General features: G+C 38.1%; 13 protein-coding genes. 12 read left to right on the top strand and 1 reads right to left on the bottom strand.

What is annotated here, in order from left to right:
- The first annotated feature begins 218 nt into the window (after positions 1-218).
- The 12 genes from ACR30L_RS03370 to ACR30L_RS03315 all read left to right on the top strand — a co-directional run bounded on the left by ACR30L_RS03370 (position 219) and on the right by ACR30L_RS03315 (position 18,669).
- Positions 219-842 carry a GNAT family N-acetyltransferase gene (locus ACR30L_RS03370; protein WP_435236635.1) on the top strand — a complete coding sequence of 208 codons (624 nt, stop codon included), beginning with the start codon at positions 219-221 and terminating at the stop codon, positions 840-842.
- 1 nt (position 843) lies between these two features.
- The gene (gene cdd, locus ACR30L_RS03365) at positions 844-1,245 is read left to right on the top strand and encodes a cytidine deaminase (protein WP_435236634.1); all 402 of its coding nucleotides are present in this window, start codon (positions 844-846) and stop codon (positions 1,243-1,245) included.
- A gap of 31 nt (positions 1,246-1,276) precedes the next feature.
- On the top strand, positions 1,277-2,038 hold the full coding sequence (gene udp / locus ACR30L_RS03360; protein ID WP_435236633.1) for a uridine phosphorylase: 762 nt from the start codon (positions 1,277-1,279) through the stop codon (positions 2,036-2,038).
- 204 nt (positions 2,039-2,242) lie between these two features.
- Positions 2,243-3,079 carry a 5'-nucleotidase, lipoprotein e(P4) family gene (locus tag ACR30L_RS03355; protein ID WP_435236632.1) on the top strand — a complete coding sequence of 279 codons (837 nt, stop codon included), beginning with the start codon at positions 2,243-2,245 and terminating at the stop codon, positions 3,077-3,079.
- Positions 3,080-3,250: 171 nt separating this feature from the next.
- Entirely contained in the window at positions 3,251-5,482 is a 2,232-nt protein-coding gene (gene priA, locus ACR30L_RS03350) for a primosomal protein N' (RefSeq protein WP_435236631.1), read from the top strand.
- Between the two features lie 678 nt (positions 5,483-6,160).
- Positions 6,161-7,558 (top strand): PTS mannitol transporter subunit IICBA, encoded by a 1,398-nt coding sequence (locus ACR30L_RS03345; RefSeq protein WP_435236630.1) that lies wholly within the window; start codon positions 6,161-6,163, stop codon positions 7,556-7,558.
- A 694-nt stretch (positions 7,559-8,252) separates the two neighbouring features.
- Positions 8,253-9,659, top strand: a complete 1,407-nt coding sequence (locus ACR30L_RS03340) for a PTS mannitol transporter subunit IICBA (protein ID WP_435236629.1) — start codon at positions 8,253-8,255, stop codon at positions 9,657-9,659.
- 1,331 nt (positions 9,660-10,990) lie between these two features.
- Entirely contained in the window at positions 10,991-12,892 is a 1,902-nt protein-coding gene (locus ACR30L_RS03335) for a PTS mannitol transporter subunit IICBA (protein ID WP_435236628.1), read from the top strand.
- A gap of 73 nt (positions 12,893-12,965) precedes the next feature.
- Complete coding sequence (locus tag ACR30L_RS03330) at positions 12,966-14,123, top strand: mannitol-1-phosphate 5-dehydrogenase (protein ID WP_435236627.1); 1,158 nt, start codon at positions 12,966-12,968, stop codon at positions 14,121-14,123.
- 224 nt (positions 14,124-14,347) lie between these two features.
- Positions 14,348-14,881: an MltR family transcriptional regulator gene (locus tag ACR30L_RS03325; protein ID WP_435236626.1), complete on the top strand. Its 534-nt coding sequence runs from the start codon at positions 14,348-14,350 to the stop codon at positions 14,879-14,881.
- A 205-nt stretch (positions 14,882-15,086) separates the two neighbouring features.
- The gene (locus tag ACR30L_RS03320) at positions 15,087-17,138 is read left to right on the top strand and encodes a methyl-accepting chemotaxis protein (protein ID WP_435236625.1); all 2,052 of its coding nucleotides are present in this window, start codon (positions 15,087-15,089) and stop codon (positions 17,136-17,138) included.
- 43 nt (positions 17,139-17,181) lie between these two features.
- Entirely contained in the window at positions 17,182-18,669 is a 1,488-nt protein-coding gene (locus ACR30L_RS03315; protein ID WP_435236624.1) for an ABC transporter substrate-binding protein, read from the top strand.
- Between the two features lie 380 nt (positions 18,670-19,049).
- On the opposite strand, the gene cysG is transcribed toward ACR30L_RS03315, so the two are convergent.
- Entirely contained in the window at positions 19,050-20,432 is a 1,383-nt protein-coding gene (cysG, locus tag ACR30L_RS03310) for a siroheme synthase CysG (protein WP_435236623.1), read from the bottom strand.
- Between the last annotated feature and the right edge of the window lie 195 nt (positions 20,433-20,627).

Below are 20,627 nucleotides of genomic sequence, written 5' to 3'. Positions count from 1 at the left end.
CTCCAATTTATTGTTCATCCTTCGCCGATAAAATAAATAAAACAGACGTAACAAACCATTAACAACATATTTTGTAAATGCTTACTAAGGTAGATAATATTAAAGAATTATAGGGATCCAGATCGCATTATATAAGCAACTTAATCAATAAACTTTCCGCAGTTATTCAACGTCAACGGCAATGGGTCGTCGGACAATAGTAAACTAAAAGGAAAGTTATGCAGTTAGATTGGGTAGAATGGTTTGGTTATCTTGCCTCCATGGTAGTGTTAATTTCATTAACCATGTCTTCGATTATTAAATTGAGGGTAATTAACCTAATAGGTTGTTTGCTGTTTGCAACCTTTGCTTATTTTATTGATTCAGTCCCCACCATGCTTATGAATATTTGCATTGCATTAATCAATGCGTATTTTCTTTGGCAAATGTATTACAACAAAGAACAGTTCATTATTATTACAGCACCAAAAGATTCAGAGTATTTTCAACATTTTTTGAGCATCAATCAAAAAGAAGTGGAAGAACAAGTTGCTATAGCGGATCTAGAAAAAGCAAATACAAGCTTTTATATGTTACGTGATAATAATGTCGCAGGCGTACTTTCTGGCGTGCTCGATAAAGATGGTGTTTTTACTATTATGCTCGACTATGTTTTACCGAGGTATCGAGACTTTAAACTCGGAGGATATTTTTATAACCTCCATCCGGAATTTATGAAAGAGAAAGGTATTCATACCTTAAAAACTATATCTGAAGTGCCTAAACATCGATTTTATCTTGAAAAAATGGGCTTTGAAAAACACAGCGATGGCACAACACAAACTTATATCAAGAGGTTATAACATGAACTACTTTAAAGAATTAAACGCATTACTCGATATGTCATCAGCCCCCTACTCGGGTTTTAATGTCGCTTCGATTGTTGTCACCAAAGACAATAAAGTATTTAAAGGTGTGAATGTTGAGTCTGCCGCTTACCCAACGACTAACTGTGCTGAACGTAACGCGCTTCAAACTGCCGTGACCGAAGGTGCAAAACTCGGTGATATTAAAGAGGTCCATGTCCTTGGGCGTAACGCACAAAAATTATTAGTCAAAGCCTACCCCTGTGGTTCATGTCGCCAAGTAATCGCAGAACAATCAGCAAATGACGCACACATTTTTTGTTATGCATCGGAAACGGATATTGAACAATTTACAATTGCAGAATTACTGCCTCATGCATTTTTAGGCGCAGAGCTATAAACATTACACAGAATTTAATATTGGAGTTTTTATGTCAGATGTATTTCACTTAGGTTTAACGAAAAGTATGCTAGATGGCGCAAGCTTAGCCATTGTCCCAGGCGATCCGGCACGCGTTAAACGCATTGCAGAATTAATGGAAGGTGCAACCTTTTTAGCAAGCCATCGCGAATACACTAGTTATCTCGCTTACCTTGATGGTAAAGCCGTGGTTATTTGTTCAACCGGTATTGGTGGGCCTTCCGTTTCCATTGCAGTAGAAGAATTAGCACAGTTAGGTGTAACGACTTTTTTACGTGTTGGTACAACTGGCGCCATTCAGCCGCAAGTTAATGTTGGCGATGTCATTGTAACCCAAGCAGCGGTTCGCCTTGATGGTGCTAGCTTGCATTTTGCACCGATGGAATATCCCGCCGTTGCAGACTTCACTTGTACAACGGCCATGGTCTCCGCTTGTCGCGATGCCGGGATTGAACCTCATGTCGGGATTACGGCATCATCGGATACGTTTTATCCAGGTCAAGAACGCTACGACACGGTATCAGGCCGAGTCACTCGTCAGTTCAAAGGTTCAATGAAACAATGGCAAGAACTAGGCGTTCTCAATTATGAAATGGAATCATCAACATTATTTACTATGTGTGCTTCCCAAGGCTGGCGCGCAGCATGTGTTGCAGGGGTGATAGTCAATCGAACACAACAGGAAATCCCTGACGAAGCAACCATGAAAAAAACTGAAACAAACGCTATTTCAATCGTTGTTTCAGCAGCAAAAACATTATTAATGTCTTAGATTTAAACGCTAACTTGTTGTTTAATTTAAAATATTGCACAAATAATAATGAAACTGCATAATTATTCTATATTTTATGCATTTCTTGAAGTAGCATGGGTATTAACCTTTTATTTCAATAGATAATAAAAGGTTAATACCGTCTAGAGGGGTATGCACCCATTATCAGTACATTTTTATCACACTAACTATATTGGAGAACAAATGAAAAGTATTTCAAAGAGTCTTTCAGGACTCGCAATTATTGTCGCGTTAACATCAACTTCTTTTGCTGCAGAAAGCAAATACACAACAAAAGACTTAAATGATGAAGCAATTTTAGCGCTATCTTGGATTCAAAATTCAGCTGAATTCAAGGCTCTTTCTTACCAAGCATTTAACATAGCCAAATTACGTTGGGATATGGATAAAGCCGGTGGTAAACGTGCAATTGTTGTTGATGTTGATGAAACAATTATTGATAACAGTCCTTTTAATGGCGGTTTAATTGGTAAACATTACGGTTACAATGATAACGTTTGGCAAGAATGGGCTGAAGATCGTAGCGCAACAGCATTACCGGGTGCTGTAGAGTTCTTAAACTATGTAGTTGAAACTGGTGGTGATGTTTTCTATGTCACTAACAGAAAATCAATGCCTGAGAAAAAAATGGATTTAAAAGCGGCGACAATGGAAAACTTAACCGCATTAGGTTTCCCTCAAATCGACGACAAACACATGATGTTAAGAACCGATACCTCTAAAAAACAACCTCGTCGCGATAGCATCACGGCAATGGGTTACAGAACTGTGCTATTAATGGGTGATAACCTAGCTGATTTCGATGTTGCCTTTGACGGTGATACTATGTCTGCACGTGCAACAGCGGTAGAAAATAATAAATCTAGCTTTGGTGATAAATTCATTATGTTACCAAACCCAGTTTACGGTAATTGGGAAGGCGCGGTTTACGGTGGTGGTAAATGGTATAAGAAAACCTCTGAAGAGCGCTCTAAACTAAGAATCGAAACACTAAGAAAATTCGAATTCTCTAAAAAATAAATACAGCTCAAATTGAACTGAACTTAAAACACCTCGTAATGAGGTGTTTTTGTTTTAACTCTCCTCGCTTCTCTTTCTATCAACAACAAATCACAATCTCTGTAAATTAATTTACTGCACGCTAATTAAAACGCGTTACAATAATGCCTTTATAATTAACCGACTGAGTGTATGACTTCCCCTATTATTTGCCGCGTCGCATTGGCGATACCACTGCATAAACAATTTGATTATGTATTACCAGATTATTTACTAACAACAGAGGTAGATACTTTGGTTGGCCGCCGTGTGCGCGTCCCCTTTGGTGGTAAAAGACAAATGATAGGCGTTATTTGTGACGTCAACCCTGAATGCGATTACGCAATTGATAAATTAAAAAAAGTGACTCAATTAATTGATACCGCACCATTATTAGATAAATCACTTTGGTCATTATTACGCTGGGCCGCTTTTTATTACCAACACCCCCTTGGCGATGTTTTTCAACAGGCAATTCCCACCCATCTACGGCAGGGTAAAGAAGCGATTTTTAAGGGGGAAGAATATTGGCAAGTCTCTGATTCTGACATTAAGATCGATGACTTTAAAAATGCTAAAAAGCAACGACAAGCGCTTTTATTATTACAAGCGTCAAAATTATCCTATCAACAATTAAAAGAACAGGGAGTAACACGACAGACGCTTAATACCTTAAAAGAAAAAGAATTAATTACGTCTCTTGAATTACAACCCGAAAGTGACCTTAATTGGGCTAACCATTTTTCTGAAACAGCCCAAAAACCAACATTAACTACCGAACAAGCGATTGCGATCACCAGCGTGACGCAATATATGGAGCAGTTTAAGTGTTATTTATTAGAAGGTATTACTGGAAGCGGTAAAACCGAAGTTTATCTTAATATATTAAAACCTATTTTAGCCAAGGGAAAACAAGCATTAGTTATTGTGCCAGAAATAGGCTTAACCCCTCAAACGGTTCAACGTTTTAAAGCACGTTTTAATGTGCCAATTCATATCAAACATTCGGGCTTAAATGCCAGACAACAACTCGATACTTGGTTACATGCTCAACAGGGAAGCGCCGCTATCATTATTGGCACACGCAGTGCAATATTTAGCGATTGTAAAAATTTAGGGTTAATAATTATTGATGAAGAGCACGATGCATCCTTTAAACAACAGGAAGGTTTTCGTTATCATGCACGTGATTTTGCCATTAAACGTGCTCATAAAGAAAATATACCTATCATTTTAGGGTCTGCAACACCTTCATTAGAAACCCTTCACAATGCATTACAAGGAAAATATAAACATCTATATCTAACCCAACGTGCAGGAAAGGCTAAACCACCGAGCAGTAGTTTAATCAATTTAGCTGGATTACATTTAAAATCAGGGCTATCACCTCAATTAATTGAATTAATGCATCAACATTTAGCGAGGAATAATCAGGTAATTTTATTTCTAAATCGCAGAGGATATGCACCAGTCTTAATGTGCCACGAATGTGGTTGGCTAGTAAAATGTTCGCGATGTGATGCATTTTACACCTATCATAAATCGGCAAATTATTTACATTGCCACCACTGCAGCTCGACCTTGCCCGTACCTCATCAATGCCATGATTGTGGTTCAACACAGTTAATTGCAACGGGTGTTGGTACAGAGCAATTAGAAGAAACGTTAAAAGCTGAATTTCCAGATTATCCGACGGTACGTATTGATCGCGATAATACCCGAAAAAAAGAAAGTTTTAACCAATACCTTAACGATATTAATAGCGGCAAATATAAAATATTATTGGGCACGCAGATGCTTGCCAAAGGGCACCATTTCTCCGATGTGACTTTAGTCGCCTTAATTGATGTTGACGGCGCCCTATTTTCTAATGATTTTCGTGCGAGTGAACGGCTAGCTCAACTTTTCACACAGGTTGCAGGTCGAGCCGGACGTGAAGAGAAAAAGGGACAAGTGGTTTTGCAAACACATCATCCTGAACACAGCTTATTACAAGATTTAATTAATAATGGTTACCAGGAATTTTCTAGAAACGCACTACAAGAACGAGTGATTGCACAATTACCACCAAGCACTTATCAAGCATTATTGCGAGCAGAAGCTAGCGTGCCGACATTAGCAGAGAACTTCTTAGGCTTATGCCGTCAAATATTTTCACAAATTACCGTGAGTAATGGCACTGATAAACAGGTGCTTATTTTAGGTCCGATTCCAGCAAATATGGAAAGGCGAGCTGGAAAATATCGATTTCAATTACTATTACAAAGTAGCACCCGTTCTTTAATCACTCAGACCCTACAACAGGGATTGACTAAATGTGAACAATTACCCGAAGGACGCAAATTAAAATGGTCAATTGATGTTGATCCTATTGATTTCACCTAAATTAAAATACTATTATAATACAATACCTTGGGCGTAAAATAACAAAATTAGTCTTTTCATTCGCTAAAATCATTTTCGGTCAAAATACACATGTGATCGAGCTCTTAAATTGAGCAATTATAAAAGCAACTCGGGTAAAGAATTAGCCCCTTAATATCCCTTATTTTCACCCAAACAAACCCAAATTGACAAATTGTAGATATGTTATCGATTACATTTATATCTTGTTTATAATTAATCATCAATTTATCGTCTAATTTTGCGACATATCCCCTTAATTTAGGCAAATCCGTGGAATATGTGATGATCTTCAATGAAACCGTGCCCTGTCATACTGATAACATAATAATATGCTAACTTATAATGGTCTTTTGTTATTGAGAATTTGCTTCTGTTTACTCTGAAAGCTTACTGTTCAAATCAAGTCGGAATAAATTTAAATGTTATAACTGGTTGATGAGTAATAAAATAATGAATATTTTTCAGAATACATCGAAAATATAACATTATTTATCACTCTATATGATTGTCTGTTATTAATAGCAACAACCACAACTTAATCACCTCCGTCTTATTGAAAAGTAGCCTCTACAGACGTAAATAACAACGTTCAACAGACCCTGAAACCTACCTTTACAAAATGCGTCATCGCACAATTATACGTATACGGAGATTATTATGAGCACTAAAATGTTTATCCAAAACTTTGGGCGTTTTCTGTCCAATATGGTTATGCCCAATATCGGCGCATTTATCGCATGGGGGTTTTTAACCGCACTTTTCATTCCGACGGGCTGGCTACCAAACGAACAGTTATCGAGTATGGTTGGTCCAATGATCACTTATTTACTTCCCGTACTAATAGGCTTCACGGGTGGTAAATTAGTCGGTGGTGAACGTGGTGCTGTGGTAGGTTCAGTCGCAACAATGGGGGTTATTGTCGGTACCGATATTCCTATGTTTATGGGTGCAATGATGATTGGTCCTTTTGGTGGCTGGGCAATCAAAAAATTCGATGAAGCAGTACACGGCAAGGTAAAAAGTGGTTTCGAGATGTTAGTGAATAACTTCTCGGCTGGGATTATCGGTATGCTCTGTGCGATGCTTGCCTTCTGGTTAGTCGGTCCCTTGGTTGATGCTCTTTCAACCGCGCTAGCAGGCGGTGTTAACTTTCTTGTAAAAGCCGGTTTATTACCACTGACTTCTATTTTTGTAGAGCCTGCAAAAATTCTATTCCTTAATAACGCAATTAATCACGGTATCTTTACCCCATTAGGTGTCCAACAAGCGGATCAATTTGGAAAATCAATTGTCTTCTTAATCGAAGCAAATCCAGGACCAGGTATGGGTATCTTACTTGCGTACATGTTTTTTGGTAAAGGCTCTGCAAAACAATCTGCAGCAGGCGCATCGATTATTCACTTTTTCGGTGGTATCCATGAGATATACTTCCCTTACGTATTAATGAATCCACGCTTAGTACTTGCTGTTATTGCAGGGGGTATGACCGGTGTATTTACCTTAACACTATTTGATGCAGGCCTTGTTGCACCAGCCTCTCCAGGCTCCATTATTGCAGTATTATTAATGACCCCCGAATCCTCTGTCATTGGCGTATTACTGTCTATCTCTGCCGCTGCTGCCGTTTCATTCTTTGTTGCTTCTGTACTAATGAAAACACAAGCAAGTACCGATGAAGATGATGCATTATCTAAAGCAAGTTCAGCAATGAGTGCAATGAAAGCAACAGCGAAAGGCCAAAAAATAGAAGAAAAGCCATTTGACCTTGCCCTCGTTAAGAAAATTATCGTTGCCTGTGATGCAGGGATGGGTTCCAGTGCAATCGGTGCAGGTATGTTAGAGAAACAAGTTAAAAAAGAAGGACTTGATATCGAAGTTACTAACCTTGCAATTAATGACTTACCAGAAGATGTCGATATTGTCATTACCCATACCGATTTAACCGATAGAGCCAAAACCTATGCACCTAATGCTCATCATATTTCGTTAACAAATTTTTTAAATAATAAATTGTACACATCGTTAGTTGACAATATTAAAGAGGCTAAAAAATAATATAGCAGCATCATAAATAGCAGTTTAACTCACTAAATATTATGATTGATTGTTACGCATTATTAGAAGGGTCCTATTATGGGATCCTTTTTTATTTATATTAATCAATCCCTCTATTTAATAGCACTAGCAGCAATGTTACCTGCGTCTATAACTCCATCTCTCGAATCATTAATTCTCATGGCAATCTACGTTTTGGGCGTTAAAAACTCTTCAATATTTGCATTCTCTCTCTAAATATAAAATGGTATTAATCACCTTAAATTCAAAATGTAATAAAATTACAGAAATCATTTAACAACGCTTTTTTATGCCTATTTTATTTACATCTCAATAACAACGTGAAGCAAGTCCCACTTTAAGTAACAACCATTCATCATTACAACAAGTTTCGTGATACAAATCACTTAGCAAGTTAGACGCTAAATTTTAAAATGTGACACAAAGCGTTATTTAACGCTTGAAAAATCCATATAAAACGATTTGTAACAAAATTACGTTCTTTTTTTGTGATAAGAATCCCAGCAGTGTCGCCCTCTAGGGCAAATTTGTGATGATCTTCATGAAAGGCTCTTTTGAAAAACAACAAAGCGATTTATATGCTAACTTCACTATGAAATTATTCAGCAGTGGTGTTACAGCCATCAATAAAATTATGCGAAGATCCAAAGCTTCGCATTACAAGGAGTTAACTATGAGCACTAAAATGTTTGTCCAAAATTTTGGACGTTTCCTGTCCAACATGGTAATGCCGAATATCGGCGCATTTATCGCGTGGGGTTTCTTAACCGCACTATTCATTCCAACTGGGTGGATGCCAAATGCTGAACTATCCAGCATGGTTGGTCCGATGATCACTTACTTACTACCTGTCCTAATCGGTTTTACTGGTGGTAAATTAGTCGCTGGCGACCGTGGTGCTGTTGTAGGTTCTGTTGCAACAATGGGGGTTATCGTTGGTACAGACATTCCAATGTTCATGGGCGCAATGATGATTGGTCCTTTTGGTGGCTATGTTATCAAAAAATTCGATGAAGCAATTCACGGTAAAGTGAAAAGTGGTTTCGAAATGCTCGTTAATAACTTCTCTGCTGGTATCATCGGTATGCTTTGTGCGATGCTTGCATTCTGGTTAATTGGTCCATTCGTTAAAGGTATCTCTACTGCACTAGCTGGCGGCGTTGATTTACTTGTTAACGCGGGTCTACTTCCTCTAACTTCTATCTTTGTTGAACCTGCGAAAATCCTATTCTTAAATAACGCAATCAACCACGGTATCTTCACGCCACTAGGTGTACAACAAGCAGAAGAATTCGGTAAATCTATCGTATTCCTAATCGAAGCTAACCCTGGTCCAGGTATGGGTATCTTACTTGCGTACATGTTCTTCGGTAAAGGCTCAGCAAAACAATCTGCTCCAGGTGCTGCGATCATCCACTTCTTCGGTGGTATCCATGAAATTTACTTCCCATACGTGTTAATGAACCCTCGTCTAATCCTTGCTGTAATCGCAGGTGGTATGACTGGTGTATTCACACTTACTATCTTTGATGCAGGCCTTATTGCTCCAGCATCTCCAGGTTCAATCATTGCTGTATTGTTAATGACACCTGAAACTTCAGTAATTGGTGTACTTTGTTCTGTCGCTGCTGCAACGGGTGTTTCATTCTTCGTAGCGTCAATTCTAATGAAAACGCAAGCAGATACAGATGAAGACGAAGATGCACTAGCAAAAGCAAGCGAAACAATGAGCGAAATGAAAGCATCTTCTAAAGGTAAAGGTCAACCAGCAGTTGCTAAAGAACTTGATCTAGCAACAGTAAATAAAATCATTGTTGCCTGTGACGCAGGAATGGGCTCTAGTGCAATGGGTGCAGGTATGCTGCGCAAACTAGTAGAAAAAGAAGGTCTTGATATTTCAGTAACGAATGTTGCAATCAATGACTTACCAGGTGATGTTGATATCGTCGTAACGCATAAAGATCTAACAGATCGCGCTAAAAACCATGCGCCAAACGCACATCATATTTCACTAACTAACTTCTTAGACAGCAAACTATATTCATCACTAGTTGCTAACCTTAAAGAAGCTAAATCTTAAAAATAATAATAACTAGAAAAAATGAAGGTGTGGGGCGCTACACCTCTTGATAATTAAACAAAACTCTACATAAAGACTCCCCAAATAAATATAAATTTATCGGGAGTCTTTTTTTATCTCACAATAAAATAATCCAAACAACAGATATACTTTCTCCGCTTCTCAAAACTTGTTACCGAATTGTTGATAAATAAATTTTGTTTATCCTTTGCAAATAATATCAATACCCTCTTTCTAACAATAATAATCACCAATACGACCGTGTCATATTTCACGAGAATAATACGGCATGTATACCCGTTACCATTCAAAATGCAGACATCAGCAAGACGAGAGGTGAGCAGATTCTAGGCATAAAGGTGAAGATCTAACGGGTTAAATCGAGACTTTATAACAACGAAGATGTTTGCCTCTCGTCTTGCCCTGCGGGTCACTAGTTCGAATACCAATACTGCGTTATAACATTCGACAAGGACTAGCCATTAAAGATGTAAAGTCTTGTTTTTACATCTACCGATAGAGGATTAACGCAGTTAATCGCTCGAAAGGTCATCATGTTACGCCTTGCCTTGGTATCCGAACTAGTGACTGATAAACGCATCTTGATTGGTAACGAGTATATTATTCGAATTTATCCTTATGAAGCTAAAGTGCTATGACTTTGTTAACTTCTTCATTGGCACTTATTAATACAGAACACAACCTCCGTTCAGGACAATGAGAGTGATCCAAAATAGGTGAGCATTTTGAATAGCTAAAACATCGGATTAGAAATAATACAAAGAATAATGACCAGAACATCACAATAACTTAAAATTTGACTACAATTAAAGCAATGGTAAAAAAGTAATTTTTCCGTTGTCATTTTGTTAATAAATAAATTATCGCTGATAGCAGAACAATATTAACGCTGTAAGTTAATTACAAAAATCACCCAATTCTTGCTTATAAATTCCCCTCTTTATTTTAAACTGCAACCAACAAGTGATCTAAATCTCATTTTTTATTTTAAAATCTAGATAACAGATATCCTTATGAGATACTAGTCACACTTAAGAGATCGACAACAAACCACAAAATGAGACACGCATCACAATAAATGCGTGAAATGCGCAATTAAACGTCATTTGTAATAAATTTACACACTTATTTTGTGAGCTGGGTCTTGATCTTTTTTGATCATCAAATCAATTTTGTGATGAGCCCCAATAAATGCATGCTATCCAACGCTGTGAACAGTGTTATATGCTAATTTTAATCTATTATTTACGGTTTCAACTAAATCAAAACAATCCACCAACTGCGTTACGACGCGACACTCGGAGTTAACTATGAGCACTAAAATGTTTGTCCAAAATTTTGGACGATTCTTATCCAACATGGTCATGCCCAATATCGGCGCCTTTATCGCGTGGGGTTTTCTAACCGCGCTATTTATTCCAACAGGATGGTTACCAAACGAAGAACTTGCCAAAATGGTTGGCCCGATGATCACTTACTTATTACCAATTTTAATTGGTTTTACGGGTGGTAAATTAGTTGGTGGCGACCGTGGTGCTGTAGTGGGTGCTGTTGCAACAACGGGTGTTATCGTTGGTACAGACATTCCAATGTTTATGGGCGCAATGATGGTTGGCCCTTTTGGTGGCTGGGCAATCAAAAAGTTCGATGAAGCGATTCACGGTAAAGTGAAAAGTGGTTTCGAGATGTTAGTGAATAACTTCTCTGCCGGTATCATCGGTATGATTTGTGCGATGATCGCATTCTGGTTAGTTGGTCCACTAGTAGATGCACTTTCAACTGCACTAGCTGGCGGTGTTAACTTCTTAGTTAATGCAGGAATGCTACCTCTTACTTCTATTTTTGTTGAACCTGCAAAAATCTTATTCTTAAATAACGCAATTAACCACGGTATCTTTACACCTCTTGGTATTCAGCAAACAGGTGAATTCGGTAAATCTATCGTATTCTTAATCGAAGCTAACCCTGGTCCTGGTTTAGGTATTTTACTTGCGTACATGTTCTTCGGTAAAGGCTCAGCAAAACAGTCTGCACCAGGTGCTGCAATCATCCACTTCTTTGGTGGTATCCATGAAATTTACTTCCCATATGTATTAATGAATCCTCGTTTAATCCTTGCTGTAATCGCAGGTGGTATGACAGGTGTATTCACATTAACTATCTTTGATGCTGGTCTTATTGCGCCTGCTTCTCCAGGTTCAATCATTGCAGTATTATTAATGACGCCTGAAAATTCAGTTATCGGTGTGCTTTGTTCAGTAGCAGCAGCTTCAGCTGTTTCATTCTTTGTTGCTTCAATCCTATTGAAAACACAGGGTGATACAGATGAAGATGAAGACGCACTAGAAAAAGCAAGCGAAGCAGTAAGCAATATGAAAGCGGCTTCTAAATCAGGTGGTGCACAAGAAGCGAGTGCAACTGTTGACCTAGCAACGGTTAATAAAATCATCGTTGCATGTGACGCAGGTATGGGTTCTAGTGCAATGGGCGCAGGTCTATTACGCAAAAAAGTACAAGCTGCAAATCTAGATATTTCAGTAACAAATACTGCAATCAACGATCTACCTGGTGATGTAAATATCGTCATTACACATAAAGACTTAACAGACCGTGCAGTTACACACGCACCAAATGCACAGCATTTATCACTTACTAACTTCTTAGATAGTGCGCTGTACGATGGTCTCGTTAAAGATTTAGTTGCTGCAAAAACAGCGCCTGTTGTATCAGAAGAGCCAGTTGTAGAAGCTGCACCTGAAGTTGTAGAAGTAGCAGATAACAAACTGAAACTTTCTGAAAGTAATATCATTCTTGGCCTGAAAGCAAAAACAAAAGAAGAAGCTATTCAACTAGCTGGCGAACAACTTGTTAAACATAACTATGTTTCTGCTGAATATATCCCAGGTATGTTTGCTCGTGAAGAACTAGTATCAACTTATCTTGGAGAAGCTATTGCGGTTCCTCACGGTACTGTTGACGCGAAAAAACACGTGCTAAAAACAGGTATCTCTTTCTGTCAGTACCCAGAAGGTATTCAATGGGGTGAAGACGAAGATGATGTTGCTAAACTTGTTATCGGGATTGCAGCACAAGGTGACGAACATATTAATGTTATCACCGCAATCACCAATGCACTTGATGATGAAGATGCAATTGAATGCTTAAAAACAACAACGGATCCCAAAGATGTTCTTCGGATTCTAGGCATGTAATTTCTCGATATACGCCCCTGTAATAGGGGCGTATTCATTTCAACTAAAATTTTTACTTTAGGAAATCATAATTATGAAAGCTTTACATTTTGGGGCGGGTAATATTGGTCGCGGTTTTATTGGCAAATTATTAGCCGATGCGGGCATCAGTGTTACCTTTGCAGATGTTAACGAAACCGTTGTTAACGCACTTATTGAACGTAAAGAGTACAATGTAAAAGTAGTCGGCGCGGAAAGTGTTACTGAAAAAGTATCGAACGTGACTGCTATTAATTCTACCAGCCCTGAAGTTGTTAAACTTATCGCTGAAACAGACCTATTAACAACCGCTGTAGGTCCTACAGTTTTAAACATTATCTCTAAAACCGTTGCCGATGGAATTGTACTTCGTTTGAAAAATGGTAACGCAGCACCACTAAACATTATTGCATGTGAAAACATGGTACGTGGTACTAGCCAGTTCAAAGAAGCTGTCTTTAAACATCTTGATGAATCTATCAAAGCAGAAGTAGAAGAAAAAGTTGGTTTTGTTGATTCTGCCGTTGACCGTATCGTACCACCAGTAGAAGCAGGTGAAACAGATCCACTTGCAGTAACCGTTGAAACATTCAGCGAATGGATTGTTGATGAAACTCAATTCAAAGGTGATATTCCAGCAATTCCAGGTATGGAAAAAACAGATAATCTAATGGCATTTGTTGAACGTAAACTGTTCACACTAAACACAGGTCACTTAATCACTGCTTACTTAGGTGTGCTTGCTGGTCATGAAACGATTAAAGATTCTATCGAAGATGATGCTATTCGTGCAGATGTTAAAGCTGCAATGCAAGAAAGTGGCGCTGTACTTATTAGCCGTTATGACTTTGATCCAGCTGCACATGCTGCTTACATCGAGAAAATCCTAGGTCGCTTTGCAAACCCTTACCTACGTGATGAAGTTGAACGCGTTGGTCGTCAACCAATCCGTAAATTAAGTGCAAACGATCGTCTAATCAAACCATTAAACGGTACATTAGAATACAACCTACCTAACGATCATCTTATTAAAGGTATCGCTGCTGCATTCCTATTTAAATGTGATGAAGATCCTCAAGCAGTTGAGCTTCAAGCAATGTTTGCAAAAGAAGGCTTAAAAGCAACATTAGCGCATTACAGTGGCTTAGACATTAATTGCGATGAAATTGCACGTGTTGAAGCAATGTATGACACATTGAAAGCAGCTCAATAAGCATTTCAAATAATATAGCGTTATAGATAATTCATAACGCTATATTTTTGCGCTTCATTTCAATCATAAATACCGCTACTACTCATATTTTTTGCTAAAAATAAAACATAGTTCAATATTAAAATACTTATATGTAGACAACCTACTGTACTGCAGATAAGTTATTGAATTGCTATATGATGCTACTAATAAAATAAAAACGAAAATCTGATATAGTAACCGTTATGAATAAACCTAAAACTGACATTGATATTATTGAGCAACTAAACTCTGCATCATCCGTTCGCGGAGCAGTACTTGCAGCTGTCGATATATTTGAAACCACCTTAAATAATCTCGTACAACGCGTTTTCCGTAAAGATGATCATGCCGTTAAATACGCAGTTGAACCCTTACTCAATACTGCGGGCCCGTTGGGCAATTTACTAGTGCGCCTGAAACTGCTTTATGCTCTTGGCATCATTACACAAGATATCTACCAAGATATGGAATGCTTAATCAAATTACGCGATCAACTCAATAATGACGGGCGAGAGTTTACTTTTACTTCGCCAGAAACATTAGGACCAATTAAAAAACTACACGCAATTGAAAAAATGAAAATACCGCAGTTAGAAGCACCTTTTCCAGATAAAGATGAAGATATTAATTTTTATAATATGTATGTAGCGCGCCAAGAACAAGTTATTCGCTCCGCCTTTGGTTTAGCAATTACCAGTATGTGCTCAGAATTAAATCAAGATAACCCGCTACTTTAATCTACACAAAGAAAGTGAACAGGTACGGTATCACTTTCCCTATTCCCTACTTTTTAACGCCTAAATATAGCCTATTTTACCGACTTACCTCACTTCCGATAACTTGAATTATTTAAAACTCGTTGCTATACATTCATGCAAATTTAAAATATTCGCTATTATCTTAACTAAGATATCAAATACAACATTAAAGGGTCTACATACAATGAATAACAATAAAAACGCGAAACCACGTTTTGGAGTGGCGACGAAATTATCGCTTGGTTTTTTTTGTATATTGCTCATGCTCATCTTTATTACTTATCAATCTCTCAATAACTACCGAGACACCTCTAAAACACTGAGTAGTCTCATTACTATATCCGAGGGTATTTTAACTAAAACCAATAAAGTCCAAACAACCTTACTGACAGCCGTCGCAGACTTTAAACGTATTTCAGAAAAAGACACCAATAGCGAAATTGAAAATATACTCTCGCAAAGCCAGTCACAACATAAAGAAATACAAGAGACATTACATTCTATTTCACAAATGAATGAGTCTAATATGTCATTTATTAATGATGTCGATGCACTGAGCAACAACGTTGATCAAATGTGGCGTTTAATTGATTTATCGACTAAAAATCGTTTACAGCAATTACTTATTGAATCTGATATAGAGGCATTGAATGAACAAATATCTCATATTGAAACCACTATCACCCCATACTTTGAAAATCTGTTTTGGGATGCAAATGATGATCAAACATTACTGGTATTAAATGAATTCTATTCCTCTTTTTTAAGTGGACTAAACGTTATTAAAGATTTTCAAAAAGTGACAACGATTGAAGATTTACAATTAACCACTGCCAAATATAAAGAATGGCAAGCACTGCACCTCGATTACTTTTTAGAAATGACTTCCTTGATTATTGATTATCCTGACTTTAAAGAAGCCAATAAATATCTAACTGGGCTCACTGAAAATTTAGATAATATTATTCTAGGTACTGAAAATGAGGATCAAGGCTTAGTTAATCTTTATAGCCAAGATATACAACTAAAAACCACTGCAAAAGAGAATCTTAATCAAATTGAAAATGTGATTAGCAATACGTTAGCGTCGGTGGAAACACTCAACAAAGAGGCCAATAGTTACGCTGGAAACCTAACGAATAATATGCAGAGTAATATCTTATCGGGTATTAATATTTTACTTTTCACCGCAGTTATTGCAATTCTTGCGAGTGTCATTATTTCCATACTGCTATTACGCACGATACGTAACCCGCTAAAAGAAGTCATAGAAGCATTATCTCTATTATCTAAAGGAGACCTTCGTTTTATCTTCAAACAGCATAATAATGACGAATTTGGTGATCTGTCGATGGCCGCTGAAAAAGTTAATACCCAACTAAAGAGTATGGTAGGTAATATTCACAGCAAATCACAATCTTTAAATGAATTAACCAGCTCAACGGAAAAACGAACGGATCAAGCATTATTACAAGTTGAAAAACAAGCCAATGAATTAACGTCCGTTGCAGCCTCAATGCAAGAAATGACCTATACCGTCACGGAAGTATCAAACTCCGCAAGCCTTGCAACGGAAGAAGTCGTGACCATCATTACGCTTTCAGAAAAAGCAGATAGTGGCATGAATAACAGCCAACGTAGCATTTCTCAACTACGTGGACATTTAAACTCAGCCGTTTCTGTCACCGGTGAAATGACCGAGGCGGTTAGTCGTATTGAGCAAATCCTAACGGTAATCCGCTCCATTGCCGAGCAAACCAATTTACTTGCACTCAATGCAGCTATAGAAGCAGCTAGAGCAGGTGAGCATGGCCGTGGATTTGCTGTTGTTGCCGATGAAGTTAGAGGACTCGCAAATCGTACTCAATTATCAACCGGTGAGATCCACACTATTATTTCAGAGCTCAATGAAGCCGTTGACAAAACTGTACATGTTATCGAGGAAAGTGCTGAGATGGCCAATGAAAGTGATCAAGAGTTTATAACCTTGGCAAACATTTTCACCGAACTAAATACATCGATAGAGAAACTCAGTGCATCAAGTGAGCATATTTCACATATCTCATTAGATCAAAGTAAAACGGCTGAAGAAATTAACCAACAGGTTAACGCTATCTCGATGGCGGCAAATGATACCCGCAATGAAGTCAACGACGTAACTAAAAATATATCCTTAATTACCAATGTATCCGATGACTTAGATGAAATGATCTCACTCTTTAAAATTACAAAATAATTTACTTAATTTATTTGCTAGGCAGCCTTCAGGAGTTTAAACAATGATAATTTCACAGCCTAAATACATATTTGCCCCTTTTATATTAATGCTTTCAAATTTAGTGAATGCAGAAACAATCTCCATTGGTACGGTTAATAACGGTGATATGAAACGTATGCAATCACTTTCTTCTGTGTTTGAAAAACAACATCCAGACATTAAATTAGAATGGGTAGTCTTAGATGAAGCCGTATTACGAGGCCAAATAACCAAGGATATTGCCGCTGAATCCGGTAAATTCGATGTTATTACTATCGGCATGTACGAAACACCCATTTGGGGTAAAAATAATTGGTTAGTCCCGATGGATAATTTACCGGCAAGTTATGATGTCGACGATATATTCAACTCAGTAAGACAAGGTCTTTCCTATCAGGACAAACTCTACGCCCTTCCCTTTTACGGTGAAAGTTCCATGACCATGTACAGAAAAGATCTGTTTGAAAAAGCGGGACTCACTATGCCGGACTCTCCCACATGGGATTTTATGGCCGAGGCCGCAGCCAAAATTCACGATCCCGATAATGGTATCTATGGAGCCTGTTTACGTGGCAAAGCCGGTTGGGGTGAAAATATGGCCCTGTTAACCACAATGATCAATGCCTATGGTGGTCGCTGGTTTGATATGCAATGGCAACCGCAATTTGAAAGCGATGAATGGAAAAATGCATTAAATCAATACCTTAATATATTAACCAATTACGGCCCACCAGCACCTTATAATAATGGTTTTAATGAAAACTTATCATTAATGAATAAAGGTCACTGTGGTTTTTGGGTGGATGCAACCGTTGCTGGTAGTTTTGTAATGGATAAAGAGCAAAGCAACATTGTCGATAAAGTCGGCTTTACTTCTGCCCCACACCAAGTGACGAGTAAAGGATCATCGTGGCTATGGTCATGGGCATTAGCGGTCCCTGTTACTTCCGATGCAAAGGAAGCTGCTAAAACCTTTACAACTTGGGCAACATCGAAAGCCTACTTAGCCTTAGTGGCAGAAAAATACGGTGTTATTAGCACCCCACCGGGAACACGTAAATCAACCTACGCTAATCCAGAATATATGGAACAGGCCCCCTTCGCCGCAGTAACGCTAGCAGAAATTAATAGCGCCGATCCAACGGACTCGACACTACAAGAAAATCCCTATACTGGGATTCAATTTGTTGCGATACCGCGTTTTCAATCTTTTGCCTCAAAGGTAGGAAAACAAATATCATCAATATTATCAGGTAAAACGAGTATTGAACGTGGCTTAATGATTTCACAAAAAATTGTTTATCGACAAATGCTACGCGGAAAATACATTGAATTACAGTGTGTCGATAATACCCAAAATCCTGTTATCCAACATACGGCAGATACAATCACCGCACCACAAACTAGCAATAATGAATCTGTTGAAGAGGCTAATATTGAAGTAAGTACTGGCAATGTAGTAGAAACAGTAGAGGAAAGTGTAATTAGCACCGAGGCTCCTGTTGAATAATTAAACTGCTCCATCCCTAAATAATCCCGCCCCATTTAACATAAAGGTTAGATGGGGCGGCTTATATCAATCATAATAATGAGTGAATCTATTGTGCAGGTTATAATATTTATACCTGTTACCATTCAAGATGCAGAAATCAGCATCTTGATTGGTAACGGGTATATACATCCTTCGTAGATTACTCGAGCTGTTTTGTAAAAAGCTTAAAGGCGCTACACGGAGAAAAGACTAAAACAATATGTGATAAGTTATTGCTTATTTTGTTCTTTTCTCTTTTAACTCAGTGTCCTCTGTGGTGCATTTTTAATGATTTTAATTGTTTGGCTGCTTTACCTGAGTTAAGCGCATAAGTATTTATTTCTTTTGCGTAAACAGATTTACTTTTGGCCAAACCAATCTAATTTTTCAGATAATTGCACCACTTCACCAACAACAATCAATGAAGGGGATGCAGCATTTTCAGCAAGTTCAGCCAACTGACTTAACTCCCCTTTTAATACTTTTTGGACCTTTTGTGTACCACGTTCAATAATTGCGACCGGTGTATCACTAGCGCGATTATTTGCAATCAATTGCGTTTGTATATGGCTCGCTTTCATCAATCCCATATAGATAACTAAGGTCTGTTTACTGCGCGCTAACACAGACCAATCCATTTTTTCCGTATCTGCTTTTAAATGACCAGTAATAAACGTCGCACTTTGCGCATAATCCCGATGAGTTAATGGAATACCAGCATAGGCCGTTGCCCCTGCTGCAGCGGTAATACCGGGCACCACTTGAAATGGAATACCCGCAGAAAATAACACTTCTAACTCTTCACCACCACGCCCAAACATAAAGGGATCGCCCCCTTTTAGACGCGCAACCCGTTTACCTTCCTGGGCATATTTAACCAGTAACTGATTCGTTTCTTCCTGCGGCACACTATGGTGACCCGCTTTTTTACCGACACACACTAAATCTGCATCACGACGAACTAAATCCAACACTTCTGGCGATACAAGGTAATCATATAAAACAACATCGGCTTCCTGCATCAATTGCAATGCACGCAGCGTTAATAAACCGGGGTCGCCTGGTCCAGCACCAATCAGAAACACTTCACCTTTGGCTTTTTCATCGTTATTAACTTCAATCATTGTCGATTCAAGTTCTGCTTTAGCATCTTCTTCTTTACCCGCAGCAATCAGATCTGAAAAACGTCCATTAAAAGCGCGTTCCCAGAAACGACGTCGCGCCGTCATTGAATGTACTGTCGCTTTTAATCGCTCTCGGAAATCACCGGAAATCTGTGCCATTTTACCAAGATGTTGCGGTAACACACCTTCAAGCTTTTCTCTAATAAGACGCGCTAAAACCGGCGATTTACCCGATGAAGAGACAGCAACAATCAGTGGTGAGCGATCAATAATAGAAGGTAAAATAAAACTACACTTTTGGGTATCATCAACCACATTCACGAGTATTTGACGTTGATTCGCACACTCATAAATCGATGCATTAACGGCTTTATTATCAGTTGCTGCTATCGCTAAAAAAACACCATCAAGTTGTGATGCTGAAAAGATAGAATCCGTATGATTAATATCGCCGTTGGCAAGTAGCGCCTGAAAACTACTATTTAATTCTGGTGATACTACATGAACATTTGCGCCAGCTTTTAATAGCATGCGGGCTTTACGAAATGCAATATCGCCACCACCAACCACTAAACAAGGTCTATTATTTAAATCTGCATACAGTGGCAGGTAATCCATTATTTAATCCTCAATACGATGAATAGGCGTAGTATAAATACGTTTAATTTGCTTTAGAAATTATAAAATCGTCTTTTTTATTCCAAATAATTGTAAGCGTATTTACCCTAACGGAAATAGTCACACAACGATTGAATTAATAAAAAGGGAGGATAATAAAGCCTAAAACGAAAAAAGTCTTACTCTAAGAGTAAG

This window comes from Psychromonas saccharinae, from assembly GCF_051201515.1.
In the GTDB taxonomy this organism is placed as follows: Bacteria; Pseudomonadota; Gammaproteobacteria; order Enterobacterales; family Psychromonadaceae; genus Psychromonas.
Note: the sequence above shows the minus strand (reverse complement) of the source record. Positions and strands in the feature narration are given on the sequence as shown.

Coding starts and splice junctions, on each gene's coding strand:
- ACR30L_RS03370 (WP_435236635.1), top strand. CDS start 219: ATGCAGTTAGATTGGGTAGAATGGTTTGGTTATCTTGCCTCCATGGTA.
- cdd (WP_435236634.1), top strand. CDS start 844: ATGAACTACTTTAAAGAATTAAACGCATTACTCGATATGTCATCAGCC.
- udp (WP_435236633.1), top strand. CDS start 1,277: ATGTCAGATGTATTTCACTTAGGTTTAACGAAAAGTATGCTAGATGGC.
- ACR30L_RS03355 (WP_435236632.1), top strand. CDS start 2,243: ATGAAAAGTATTTCAAAGAGTCTTTCAGGACTCGCAATTATTGTCGCG.
- priA (WP_435236631.1), top strand. CDS start 3,251: ATGACTTCCCCTATTATTTGCCGCGTCGCATTGGCGATACCACTGCAT.
- ACR30L_RS03345 (WP_435236630.1), top strand. CDS start 6,161: ATGAGCACTAAAATGTTTATCCAAAACTTTGGGCGTTTTCTGTCCAAT.
- ACR30L_RS03340 (WP_435236629.1), top strand. CDS start 8,253: ATGAGCACTAAAATGTTTGTCCAAAATTTTGGACGTTTCCTGTCCAAC.
- ACR30L_RS03335 (WP_435236628.1), top strand. CDS start 10,991: ATGAGCACTAAAATGTTTGTCCAAAATTTTGGACGATTCTTATCCAAC.
- ACR30L_RS03330 (WP_435236627.1), top strand. CDS start 12,966: ATGAAAGCTTTACATTTTGGGGCGGGTAATATTGGTCGCGGTTTTATT.
- ACR30L_RS03325 (WP_435236626.1), top strand. CDS start 14,348: ATGAATAAACCTAAAACTGACATTGATATTATTGAGCAACTAAACTCT.
- ACR30L_RS03320 (WP_435236625.1), top strand. CDS start 15,087: ATGAATAACAATAAAAACGCGAAACCACGTTTTGGAGTGGCGACGAAA.
- ACR30L_RS03315 (WP_435236624.1), top strand. CDS start 17,182: ATGATAATTTCACAGCCTAAATACATATTTGCCCCTTTTATATTAATG.
- cysG (WP_435236623.1), bottom strand. CDS start 20,432: ATGGATTACCTGCCACTGTATGCAGATTTAAATAATAGACCTTGTTTA.